This window comes from Xanthomonas sp. MLO165 (assembly GCF_018831305.1).
GTDB lineage: Bacteria > Pseudomonadota > Gammaproteobacteria > Xanthomonadales > Xanthomonadaceae > Xanthomonas > Xanthomonas arboricola.
The window spans coordinates 4,316,039-4,327,407 of the sequence record NZ_CP029263.1 but is presented as its reverse complement, the minus strand read 5'-3'; the positions used below and the strand labels follow the sequence as shown (position 1 = coordinate 4,327,407).

Here is an 11,369-nt window from a genome sequence, read left to right as displayed (position 1 = left end):
CATTGGATTGGCTGCGGCAATGCGGCTGGCCTCACCGAAGCCCCTTGGCTGCTGCACGGGTGGGGCGCTGGGGCCTATTGCCGCCGATAGGTGGTCGACCGGACCATGCCTGCACGACGGAGTGAGGTGGAAACAGCGTCTGCATTGCTGATCCGAGCTGGCGAATGCGGCCAGCGCCGGCATCGTCGCATCGGTAGGATGCGGCACAATCGGGCTCCCTCGGCTTTGCATCGTCCGCATGCGCTACCCCGCTCTCGATCTGCTGCGTGGCATCGCCATTGTCTGGGTGATGCTGTTCCATTCCTTCGTGGTCGGCGGTCTGGGGCCGGACTGGGCGTGGTTGTCGCGCTACGGCTGGATGGGCGTGGACCTGTTCTTCGTCCTGAGCGGCTTTCTGATCGGCACGCAGGTGCTGAGGCCGCTGGCGCGCGGGCAACGCCTGGACTTCAAGGAGTTCTATCTGCGCCGCGCGTTTCGCATCCTGCCGGCGTTCTTGCTGGTGCTGGTGATCTACATGGCGTGGCCGGACTTCCGCGAGTCGCCCGGGCTGGCGCCGTGGTGGATGTTCGTCACCTTCACCCTGAACCTGTTCGTCGACTACGGCCGTGACGCCGCGTTCTCGCACGCCTGGTCGTTGTGCGTGGAAGAACATTTCTATCTGGTGTTTCCGTTGCTGGCGACGCTGCTGCTGCGTCGGCCCTCGGCTACACGCTTTGGCGTGCTCTGCGTGCTGGTCGTGGTTGCCGGCATCGCGCTGCGTGCTGGCATCTGGTGGCACAACACTGCCCTGGACAGCGCTGGCGTCGGTCTGCAGCGCAACTGGTTCATCGAAGACATCTACTACCCGACCTGGAATCGTCTGGATGGTCTGCTGGCCGGTGTCGTGCTGGCGGTGCTGAAGGTGTTTCGTCCCATGACGTGGCAACGGCTGCAGCAGCACGGCAACGCCATTCTGTGTGCCGGCGTGGCGATTCTGGCGCTGGCACTGTGGCTGTTCCGCGAGCGCACCGGCCTGCTCGGCAATGCGGTGGGCTGGCCGGTGCTGTCGCTGGGGCTGGCTTTTCTGGTGCTCGCAGGCACCGCCAGCAGCGGTGTGCTTGGCGGTTTGCGCGTGCCGGGCGCGGCATGGCTGGCGGCCATCTCCTACAGCCTGTATCTGACCCACAAGGCCGTCTTCCATCTCACCCAGGACTGGTTCGGCCCGGCGCTGGAGGGGCGGGGCATGCTGGCATTTGCGGTGTATGGGCTGGTTGCAGTGCTGGGCGGCGCGCTGTTGCACTACGCGGTGGAGCGCCCGTTCCTGCAACTGCGCGACAGGATGCTGCGGCCAGGCGCGCAGCCGTTGGCTGCCGCCGATCGCGGCTGACCGGGTAAAGCAAAACGCCGCGCAATGCGCGGCGTTTTCGTCATCCCTGGCGGTGCGCCGGTTGCAGCGCCGCACCCAGCTTGGATGCGGCGCAATCTGCCAACGCGCCGACCAACCCACCATCGGATCGCGACGCGACCGAGGCAATGGCGTTGCAGGCCATCGTCACTGCGCGTCGCGCGCCACCTGGAAACCGGCGAACGACTGCGTGACCGGCATGATTTCCAGCCGATTGATGTTCAGATGCGCCGGCAGGCTGGCGACGTAGAAGATCTGCTCGGCGATGTCCTCGGCGGTCATCGGGGTGGCGCCGCGGTACAGCGTGTCGGAGGCGGCCTGGTTGCCGCCGGTGCGCACCAGGGTGAATTCGGTTTCGGCCATGCCCGGTTCGATCGAGGTCACGCGTACGCCGGTGCCGTGCAGGTCCGCGCGCAGGCCCAGCGAAAACTGCTGCACGAACGCCTTGGTGCCGCCGTACACGTTGCCGCCGGTGTAGGGGTAGGTCGCCGCGACCGAGGCGATGTTGATGATGGCGCCGCGGCGTGCGATCAGCGCCGGCAGCAGGCGGTGGGTGAGGGTGACCAGCGCGGTCACATTGGTGTCGATCATCTGCTGCCACTGGGTCAGGTCGGCCTGTTGTGCAGGCGCGGTGCCCAGCGCCAGCCCGGCGTTGTTGACCAGCACATCGATGTCGGCAAACTCGGCCGGCAATGCGTCGATCGCTGCCGACAAGGCCTGCGCATCGCGCATGTCGAAGGCTGCGGTGTGCACCTGGCCGGCGGGCAGCTCGGCCGCCAACGCATCCAGGCGCTCGGCGCGGCGGCCGGTGGCGATGATCTTCCAGCCGGCGGCGGCAAACCGGCGCACGGCGGCGCTGCCGAATCCGGAGGTGGCACCGGTGATCAGAACAGTCTTGGACATGGGGGATAACTCCTGCGAACGAGGGGGTCAGGCAAAGGGATCAGGGGGTGGTGGCAGCGCCGGGTGCGTGGGCCTGGGCACGGCGCGCGCGCAGCTCGGCCTCACTGAGCGGCTCGCGCGTCACTACGCGACCGTGTTGCACCTGCAGGAGCAGATACGGTGCTTCTGCGGTGCCGGGTGCGGTGTCGCCGGCGCTCGCGGCGGTTGGCAGGGCGATCACCAGCTCACCGTCGATCCAGTCCGCGGCGACCGGGGCGGTTCGTCCGGGGAACAACACCTCGAGCGGTAACGCCGGCGGCGCGGTGTCGCAGGCACCGATGACGATGCGATCCAGCAGCACTTGCGTCTGCTCCACGCGCCAATCGGCCTGGTAGCCGCGCCAGTTTGCACTGCAACTGCCCAGCGCCGGCCGCGCATGCGCCACGAACCGTTGCCAGGTGGCCTGGTCGTCCAGCACCGGCGCCAATGGCTCGGCCAGCAGCACCGCGTCCTGCCCGTCGATCCGGATGCGGTCGGGAATCTGCTCGGTGGCGTGCGCCGCGCCGATCAGTCCCCACCACAACCACAGGCCGGCGGTGCGCTGCAGCACGGCGGCTACTGCGCCTTGATCGCAATGGCGGGCAAGCCGCTACCGGTCAGTTTCTGCTTGGCTTCTGCCAGTTCGCTGGCGCTGCCGTACGGCCCCATGCGCACGCGGTAGACGGTCTTGCCGCTGATGTCGGCCGACTCCACGCGTGCGGCCAGGCCCATCATCGCCAGCTTGGCCTTGGTCGATTCGGCATCGCCGGAGGCGCCGAACGAGCCGGCCTGCAGGATGTAGCGGGTGTTGTCGGTCACTGCAGAGGCAGCTGCCGGGGTGGCAGCTGCTGCCGTCGCTGCCGGCTTCGGCGCAGCGGTTGCAGCCGGCGTGCTCAGTGCCGCAGTGCTGGCCGGGGCCGGGGTGGCGGCCGGGCGTGCCGGGGCGGTCTCGGCCAATGGCTTCGGCGCGCTGGCGGCCGTTTCGGTCAACGGGACCGGCACGCTGGCGGCCGGCGTGGCTGCCGCCACACTCGCACCCGGTGCAGGCGCGACCGGCTTGCCTTCCAATGCGGCGCGCGCACGTGCAGCTTCCTCGGCGCGCGCGCTGGCCGCCAGCTCGGCATCGGACATCTGCACCTCCTTGCCGGGCAGCAAGGTATAGAAGTCGTACTGGGTCTGCGCATCGCCCGGCTTGGCCTGCGGCTTGGGCGGTTGCGCGCTGGGCTTGGGCAGCTCGGCCGGCGTATCCACGTCGGCATCGGCCACCGGCTCGGGCTGTGCGTCGGGGTTGGCGCGCGGGCCTACGCGCAGGAAGCCGTCGCCGTCCTTCTTGAACAGGTTGGGCGCGGCCAGAAAGATCACTGCCGCAATCGCAGCGCCCGCCACCAACCACACCCAACCGGGGGTGCCATTGCTGGTGTTGCGTCGCGCCTGACTCTTACCGCGTCGTGCTGCCATCTACCACTTCTCCGAATCACGTCGTTGCGGGCCATGCGGCCCGGCTTACATCTTTTCTGGGGCGCTGACGCCAAGCAGTTCCAGGCCGTTGGCGAGCACCTGTTGCGTGGCGACGGCGAGGGTGAGCTTGGCGTCGCGCTCTGCGGCATCGTCCACCAGCAGTTTGGTGTTGTGATACCACGTGTGGAAGGCGTGCGCCAATTCACGCAGGTATTGCGCGATCTGGTACGGCTCCAGCGTCTGCCCGGCGATGTCCACCACCTCCGCATAGCGCGACAGCTCGACCATGACGTTGAGCGAATGCTCGTCGTCCAGGCGCGCCAGCTCGGCCAGTCCATGCGCCTGCTCGTACTTGTAGCCCTTCTCCTGCGCCTGCCGCAGCACGCTGCAGACGCGGGCATGTGCGTACTGCACGTAGAACACCGGGTTGTCGTTGCTCTGCTGACGGGCCAGGTCGATGTCGAAGGTGAGCTGCGAGTCGGGCTTGCGCGCGATCAGGAACCAGCGCACCGCATCGGCGCTGGTTTCCTCGATCAGATCGCGCAGGGTGACGTAGCTGCCGGCACGCTTGGACAGTTTCACTTCCTCGCCGCCACGCATCACCGTGACCATCTGGTGCAGCACGTATTCCGGCCAGCCTTGCGGGATGCCCAGTTCCAGCGCCTGCAGGCCGGCGCGCACGCGCGTCAGCGAGCCGTGGTGATCGGCCCCCAGCTCGGTGATCGCGCGCTCGTAGCCGCGCTGCCACTTGGTCAGGTGATAGGCCACGTCCGGCACGAAGTAGGTGTAGGTGCCGTCGGACTTGCGCATCACCCGGTCCTTGTCGTCGCCGAAGTCGGTGGACTTCAACCACAACGCACCGCCTTCCTCGTAGGTATGGCCGGAGGCGATCAGCTTCTGCACCGCCTCTTCGACCTTGCCGTCCTTATACAGCGAGCTTTCCAGGAAATAGATATCGAAATCGACGCGGAACGCGGCCAGGTCGTGGTTCTGCTCGTTACGCAGGTAGGCCACGGCGAAGCGGCGGATCGCGTCGAAATCGGCAGGGTCCTTGCCGCCGGTGACCAGGTGGCCTTCCAGGTCGACGGTGTCGCCAGCCAGATAGGCGGTGGCCACATCGGCGATGTAGTCGCCGCGGTAGCCGTTCTCCGGCCAGCCGTCACTGTCGGGGGTGAGCCCCTGTGCGCGCGCCTGCACCGACAGGGCCAGGTTCTCGATCTGCACGCCGGCATCGTTGTAGTAGAACTCGCGCTTGACGTTCCAGCCGTTGGCATCGAGCACGCGCGCCAGGCTGTCGCCGATCGCCGCGGCGCGGCCGTGGCCGACGTGCAGCGGGCCGGTCGGGTTGGCCGAGACATATTCCACGCCCACCGAGCGGCCGTTGCCGGCCAGCCCGCGGCCGTAGTCGTGGCCCTGCTTGAGCACATGCGCCACTTCGCGCTGGTAGGCGGTGGGGGCGAGATGGAAGTTGATGAAGCCCGGGCCGGCGATCTCCACCTTGGCCACGTCGTCGCTGGCCGGCAATGCGGCGACCAGCGCCTGGGCCAGCGCGCGCGGGTTGCTGCGCGCCGGCTTGGCCAGCAGCATCGCGGCATTGGTGGCGAAGTCGCCGTGCTCGCGCGTCTTGGGCCGCTCGACCACAAAATCCGGCGGCAGGGTGTCGGCAGGCAGGGTGCCGTTGGCGCGCAAGGCTTCAATGCCTTGGCCGATCAGTGCGCGGAGTTGGGCTTTCACGTGGGATCTGCTTGGAACGAAACCACCGATTTTACCCGACCGCGCGCCCCGGGGTCGGGCCGACGGTTCAGGTCACCGCCGCGCGCTCATCCCAGCCAGCCGCGCTCGGCCAGCGAGACCGGACGCCCGTCGCCGATCACGAAGTGGTCCAGCAGGCGGATATCCACCAGCTCAAACGCATCCAGCAGGCGCCGGGTGACCGCGCGGTCGGCCTCGGACGGCTCCGGATTGCCTGAAGGGTGGTTGTGCCCGACGATCACCGCCGCGGCATTGTGCAGTAGCGCCCGCCGCACCACTTCGCGCGTGTGGATGTCGGCCCCGTCGATGGTGCCGGTGAACACTTCCTCGAAGGCGATGGCGTGATGGCGGGTGTCCAGGTACAGCACCGCGAACACCTCGTAGGGGCGCGCACGCAGCCGCTGCGAAAAGTAGCGGCCGACGCTGGTCGGGTCGCTGAGCGCGTCGCCGCGTTCCAGTGCGCTCAGCAGGTGACGGTGCGCCAGTTCCAGCGCCGCACTGAGCTTGCAGGCTGAGGCCGGACCCAGGCCGGGCAGGCGCGCCAGGGCGGGCGCCGTGTGATCCAGCAGCACGCGCAGCGGGCCGTGGCGCAGCAGCAGATTGCGTCCGGTCTGGACGGCGTCCTGGCCGCGCAGGCCGGAGCCGACAAAGATCGCCAGCAGCTCGGCATCGGACAGGGCAGGCGCCCCGCGCGCCAGCAGTTTCTCGCGCGGGCGTTCGTGGGTGGGCCAGTCGTGAATGTGCATATGGCGAGATTGCCGGTGCTCATCGCTCACGCCTATCAGGCCGGACGGGGGCATCGGCTAATCTAGTTGTCCTTGTAACCGTAGGACGACTCCGACGTGATCGGCTCCACTCAGGCCCGCCCCCTGGACGGACAGCGCTTGCTGCTGTGCGTCGGCGGAGGCATTGCCGCTTACAAATCGCTCGAACTGGTCCGTCGCCTGCGCGACGCCGGTGCGCAGGTGCAGGTCGCCATGACCAGCGGCGCGCAACAATTCGTCACCCCGCTCAGCTTCCAGGCACTGTCCGGGCAGCCCACCCGCACCACGTTATGGGACAGCGCCGCCGAGCAGGCGATGGGACATATCGAACTGGCGCGCTGGGCCGATCAGGTGATCGTCGCCCCGGCTACCGCCGACCTGCTGGCGCGGCTGGCGCACGGCCTGGCCGACGATCTGGTCAGCACGCTGTGCCTGGCCACCACCGCGCCGCTGACCGTGGCCCCGGCAATGAACCACCGCATGTGGCTGCACCCGGCCACGCAGGCAAACGTGGCGACCCTGTCCGCGCGCGGCGTGCGCGTGGTCGGTCCCGAGGACGGCCCGCTGGCCGAAGGCGAGTCCGGCCCCGGCCGGCTGGCCGAGCCGGCGGCGATCATCGCCGCCCTGGCCGGCGGTGCCGGCAGCGCCGCGCCGCTCGCCTCCAAGGCCGCTGCCGCCCCGGCGTTCGTGCCCAGCAGCGCGCAACTGGACGGCCTGCGCATCGTGATCAGCGCCGGCCCCACCTTCGAGGACCTGGACCCGGTGCGCTACGTGGGCAACCGCAGCAGCGGCAAGATGGGCTATGCCCTGGCCGCTGCCGCTGCCAGCCAGGGCGCCGACGTGGTACTGGTCAGCGGCCCGGTGCACCAGACCACCCCGGCCGGGGTGCGGCGGATTGACGTGCGTTCGGCTGCGCAGATGCGCGATGCGGTGCTGGGCGCGTTCCCGGCCGACATCTACATCGGCGCCGCCGCAGTGGCTGACTACACCCCCAAGCGGGTGGTCGCGCAGAAGATCAAGAAGACCGGCGAGACGCTGACCCTGGAACTGGTGCGCACCCCGGACATCCTGGCCGAGGTCGCCGCGCAGACCGGCGCGCTGAAGCTGGTGGTCGGCTTTGCCGCCGAAACGCACGACGTGGAGCATTACGCGCGTGGCAAGCTGGCCGCCAAGCGGCTGGACCTGATCATCGCCAACCAGGTGGGGATCGAGGGCGGCGGCTTCGAAAGCGACAACAACGCCGCCACCGCCTACTGGCAGGGCGGCGAGCGCGCCTTCCCCAGCAGCAGCAAGACCGAACTGGCCGACCAGCTGTTGGCCCTGATCGCGGAGAGATTGCAGGCATGAGCACCCCGACCCAGTCCTTGCAGGTGAAGCTGCTCGACCCGCGCTTTGGCGATCTGTGGCCGCTGCCGGCCTACGCCACCGACGCCAGCGCCGGCATGGACCTGCGCGCCGCGCTGGAAGCGCCGATGACGCTGGAACCCGGCGATGCGGCGCTGATTCCCAGTGGCATCGCCATCCATCTGGCCGACCCGCAGCTGTGCGCGGTGATCCTGCCGCGCTCGGGCCTGGGCCATCGCCACGGCATCGTGCTCGGCAACGGCACCGGGCTCATCGATGCCGATTACCAGGGGCCGCTGCTGATCAGCACCTGGAATCGCGGCCGTGAGGCCTTCACCATCGAGCCGGGCGACCGCATCGCACAGCTGGTGATCCTGCCGATCGTGCGCGTGGGCTTGCAAGTGGTGGATACTTTCGTCGACAGCGCGCGGGGAGCGGGTGGATTCGGCCACACCGGCGTGCGCTGACGGGGGACGTCACATGAGCAAGGCGAACGAGCGCAGGCAGTCGATGTCCAGCGTGCGTACGAGTGGTCCGGTGTTGGGGGGGGTGTTGGTGCTGCTGGCTGCCTGGTTCGGCTGGAGCAGCTATGCGCAATGGCGCCAGGATGCGGTTGCGCAGGAGCTGGAACAGGCGCGCGACCGCGCCGTGCAGGACATCAGCCGGGCCATGGCCCAGCAGGCCAGCCAGCTCGACGCCGTGCTCAAGCAACCGCAGGTCATCGCCGCGTTGGCCAATGGCGACGCGCTTGCGGCTGCTTCGAGCATCCGCGAGCGCTTCAAGGGCGCCGAGGATGTGCAGGTCCTGTCCGGCGACCTCACCGCCGCCTACGACAATCCCAAGGACTTCGGCTACGCGCGGCTGAGCCTGCTCGAGTCGGCACTGGTGGCCGAGCGTGCGCAGGTGCACGTGGTGCGCGATGCCAAGCAGGTCCGTCTCGGCGTGGCGGCAGCGGTGCGCCTGGGCGCGCAGCCGGCGGTGGCGTATGCGCGGCTGCCGTTGTTGCGTCTGACCGGCCCGCTGGATGCGATCGCAGTGCCCGGCAGTGCGTACCTGGCCTTGCGCCAGGGCAGCTACAACGTTGCCCAGCAGGGCGATCTGGTGCTGGCCGATGCTGCCGAAACCCTGGCCAGGCCACTGGGTAACAGCGGCCTGCGCGTGGCCGCCGCGGTACCACAACGCGATGACGGCCCGCTGGGTCTGGGCGCCGTGGGCTGCGCGATCGTGGCCGCGCTGCTGCTCGTCATCGCCGTGCTGTTGGTGCTGGCCAGCCGTGGCCGCGTCGCCTTGCCGCGTCGCCGCGTGGCCGGCGAGCCAACCGCCGACGAACCCACCTTCAGCCAGAGCCTGCAGCACGACGCCAGCCTCGCCAGCCAGGCGCGCCCGCTGGACGCAGATGCGCCGCCCTCACCGCCAGCGCTGGTGCCGGCCTTGCAGGTCGCCAGCGAGATGTTCCGCGCCTACGACATCCGCGGCGTGGTCGGCAAGGATCTCAATCCCGGCGTCGCCGCGTTGATCGGCCAGGCCATCGGCAGCGTGATGCAGGCGCAGGGCCTGCGTGAGGTAGTGGTCGGCCGCGATGGGCGGCTATCGGGCCCGGAGCTCGCCAATGGCCTGATCGACGGCCTGCGCCGCGCCGGCTGCCAGGTGATCGACATCGGCCTGGCGCCCACCCCGGTGGTGTACTTCGGCGCCTACGAACTACGCGCCGGCAGCTGCGTGGCGGTCACCGGCAGCCACAATCCGCCCGACTACAACGGCTTCAAGATCGTGATCGGTGGCGAGACCCTGTCCGGGGCGGCGATCGCCGAACTGCACCAGCGCATCAACGAAGGCCGCCTGCACACCGCGGCAACGCCTGGCGATCTGGAACAGCGCGACATCAGCGACGCCTACATCCAGCGCATCGCCGACGACGTGCAGCTGGACCGCCCGATCAAGGTGGTGGTGGATGCCGGCAACGGCGTGGCCGGCGATATCGCACCGCGCCTGCTGGAAGCGATCGGCGCCGAGGTCATCCCGCTGTACTGCGAGATCGACGGCACCTTCCCCAATCATCATCCCGACCCGAGCGAGCCGCACAACCTCGACGACCTGGTCAAGATGGTGCAGCGCTTCGATGCCGATATCGGCGTGGCCTTCGATGGCGATGCCGATCGTCTGGGCGTGGTCACCAAGCAGGGTTCCATGGTGTTCCCGGACCGTCTGCTGATGCTGTTCGCCGCCGATGTGCTGCAGCGCAATCCCGGCGCGCTGGTGATCTACGACGTCAAGTGCACCGGCAAGTTGTCCGATCACGTGCTGCGCAACGGCGGCAGCCCGTTGATGTGGAAGACCGGGCACTCGCTGATCAAGGCCAAGATGCGCGAGACCGACGCCGAACTGGCCGGCGAGATGAGTGGGCACTTCTTCTTTAAGGAGCGCTGGTACGGCTTCGACGACGGCATCTATGCGGCCGCACGCCTGCTGGAAATCCTGGCCCAGCGCGAGGAAACCCCGTCGGAGGTGTTGGACGCCCTGCCCGAAAGCGTGTCCACGCCTGAAATCAAGGTGCCGGTGGACGGCGATGCGCACGCACTGGTCGCGCGCATTGTCGAGCGTGCCCAGGCTGGCGAGGAATCGCCGTTCGAATCGGCGCGGCTGTCGACGATCGACGGGCTGCGTGCGGACTTCGCCGACGGCTGGGGCCTGGTGCGTGCCTCCAACACCACGCCGATCCTGGTGCTGCGCTTCGAGGCCGACACTGAAGCCGCATTGCAGCGGATTCGCGGGTTGTTCCGCAGCCAGTTGCAGGCCCTGCTTCCAGATCATCCACTGGAATTTTGACCGGCCGGTACGTCCCGGGCGACTGCCCTGCCGGCTTACCGCCAGGGCAGGTCGCGTCGCCACAGCTGCCGACCACACCGTGCTCGGCGCTGGCAGATGCAGGCTATCACCGCAGCGCGCGGCCCGCTCCGACAGGCGTAGGCGGTCGACGTCAGGCGTCGCCCGAACAGACGCCGCTCGACGTCAGACGTTGATCGAGCAGGCGCCGCTGGACGTCAAATGTTGATCGAGCAGATGTCGCTCGCACAGATATCCCGCAAGGCTGACAGGCGAAGACGCGGGTCGGTCTTTCCGGCTCAAGCCAGACGAATGCACGCGATCACGGTCACCTGCGTCCCGGACCCGGCATGCGTGCGCGATCATCTGGCGCTGCAATCGCGGCGCCGTGTGCAGCGCGGTCATGCAACAGCCAGACCGCATCCCAGTACGGATACCCACCGATCTGCGCGGCCAGCCCTGCGCGTACTGGCAACGCCACCAGCGCGCGCGCGAACTGTCGGTGGTCCTCAGTCGGCGCAAGCGCCGACGCCTGCATCTGCGGCTGCCACACCGTCCCGCCACGGCCGCGCGCGCGATTGACCGCCTCGGCAGCCGCCTGTCGTGCGACCGCAGCCAGTTGCAGCAGCGCAGCCTTGCCCGGCGCCTGCAACAGCGCACACCAACTGTCCGGCAGCAGCACCCAGCACAGCAACTGCGCACCCTGCCAATGACCGGCCGCCGCAAGGCTGGCCGCGGCCGCGCGCGCGCAACGCCAGTCGGCAAACAACGGCACCTGCTGATGCGTGTACAGCCGCAGGTGCCAATGCGCCGCAAGCGGCGCCGACCCGGACAACGGACGATGGAGGAGCGCGCTGGACATAGGCACAGCGTGCCGATGAGCAAACAGCTGCGGCATCGGCCACGCGCCTCATTCCAGGTCG

The 11,369-nt window shown here is 68.7% G+C and carries 10 protein-coding genes; 4 read left to right on the top strand and 6 right to left on the bottom strand.

Features of this window, described 5'->3' with window-relative positions; genetic code table 11:
• Positions 1–238: 238 nt before the first annotated feature.
• On the top strand, positions 239–1,366 hold the full coding sequence (locus tag DGN21_RS18170) for an acyltransferase (protein ID WP_184551802.1): 1,128 nt from the start codon (positions 239–241) through the stop codon (positions 1,364–1,366).
• Between the two features lie 165 nt (positions 1,367–1,531).
• Here DGN21_RS18170 and DGN21_RS18165 read toward each other — a convergent pair whose 3' ends face one another.
• The 5 genes from DGN21_RS18165 to radC form a co-directional block, all read right to left on the bottom strand.
• Positions 1,532–2,287: an SDR family NAD(P)-dependent oxidoreductase gene (locus DGN21_RS18165; RefSeq protein WP_016901972.1), complete on the bottom strand. Its 756-nt coding sequence runs from the start codon at positions 2,285–2,287 to the stop codon at positions 1,532–1,534.
• 40 nt (positions 2,288–2,327) lie between these two features.
• Entirely contained in the window at positions 2,328–2,876 is a 549-nt protein-coding gene (locus DGN21_RS18160) for a hypothetical protein (protein WP_126966472.1), read from the bottom strand.
• A gap of 5 nt (positions 2,877–2,881) precedes the next feature.
• Positions 2,882–3,763 (bottom strand): SPOR domain-containing protein, encoded by an 882-nt coding sequence (locus DGN21_RS18155; protein WP_039524849.1) that lies wholly within the window; start codon positions 3,761–3,763, stop codon positions 2,882–2,884.
• A gap of 45 nt (positions 3,764–3,808) precedes the next feature.
• On the bottom strand, positions 3,809–5,497 hold the full coding sequence (gene argS / locus DGN21_RS18150; RefSeq protein WP_065033493.1) for an arginine--tRNA ligase: 1,689 nt from the start codon (positions 5,495–5,497) through the stop codon (positions 3,809–3,811).
• 86 nt (positions 5,498–5,583) lie between these two features.
• Entirely contained in the window at positions 5,584–6,261 is a 678-nt protein-coding gene (gene radC / locus DGN21_RS18145) for a DNA repair protein RadC (RefSeq protein ID WP_065033494.1), read from the bottom strand.
• Positions 6,262–6,357: 96 nt separating this feature from the next.
• On the opposite strand from radC, the gene coaBC reads away from it, so the two are divergent.
• The 3 genes from coaBC to DGN21_RS18130 are packed head-to-tail and all read left to right on the top strand — an operon-like array spanning position 6,358 to position 10,449.
• Positions 6,358–7,626 (top strand): bifunctional phosphopantothenoylcysteine decarboxylase/phosphopantothenate--cysteine ligase CoaBC, encoded by a 1,269-nt coding sequence (gene coaBC, locus DGN21_RS18140; protein ID WP_024940449.1) that lies wholly within the window; start codon positions 6,358–6,360, stop codon positions 7,624–7,626.
• The gene (dut, locus tag DGN21_RS18135; protein WP_016901966.1) at positions 7,623–8,090 is read left to right on the top strand and encodes a dUTP diphosphatase; all 468 of its coding nucleotides are present in this window, start codon (positions 7,623–7,625) and stop codon (positions 8,088–8,090) included. The genes coaBC and dut overlap by 4 nt, the downstream gene beginning before the upstream one ends.
• Positions 8,091–8,103: 13 nt before the next feature.
• Entirely contained in the window at positions 8,104–10,449 is a 2,346-nt protein-coding gene (locus DGN21_RS18130; RefSeq protein ID WP_164738924.1) for a phosphomannomutase/phosphoglucomutase, read from the top strand.
• A gap of 325 nt (positions 10,450–10,774) precedes the next feature.
• Here the strand turns inward: DGN21_RS18130 and DGN21_RS18125 are convergent, their stop codons facing one another.
• Positions 10,775–11,344 (bottom strand): hypothetical protein, encoded by a 570-nt coding sequence (locus DGN21_RS18125; RefSeq protein WP_126966474.1) that lies wholly within the window; start codon positions 11,342–11,344, stop codon positions 10,775–10,777.
• Positions 11,345–11,369 lie beyond the last annotated feature (25 nt).

Coding starts and splice junctions, on each gene's coding strand:
- DGN21_RS18170 (WP_184551802.1), top strand. CDS start 239: ATGCGCTACCCCGCTCTCGATCTGCTGCGTGGCATCGCCATTGTCTGG.
- DGN21_RS18165 (WP_016901972.1), bottom strand. CDS start 2,287: ATGTCCAAGACTGTTCTGATCACCGGTGCCACCTCCGGATTCGGCAGC.
- DGN21_RS18155 (WP_039524849.1), bottom strand. CDS start 3,763: ATGGCAGCACGACGCGGTAAGAGTCAGGCGCGACGCAACACCAGCAAT.
- radC (WP_065033494.1), bottom strand. CDS start 6,261: ATGCACATTCACGACTGGCCCACCCACGAACGCCCGCGCGAGAAACTG.
- dut (WP_016901966.1), top strand. CDS start 7,623: ATGAGCACCCCGACCCAGTCCTTGCAGGTGAAGCTGCTCGACCCGCGC.
- DGN21_RS18130 (WP_164738924.1), top strand. CDS start 8,104: ATGAGCAAGGCGAACGAGCGCAGGCAGTCGATGTCCAGCGTGCGTACG.
- DGN21_RS18125 (WP_126966474.1), bottom strand. CDS start 11,344: ATGCCGCAGCTGTTTGCTCATCGGCACGCTGTGCCTATGTCCAGCGCG.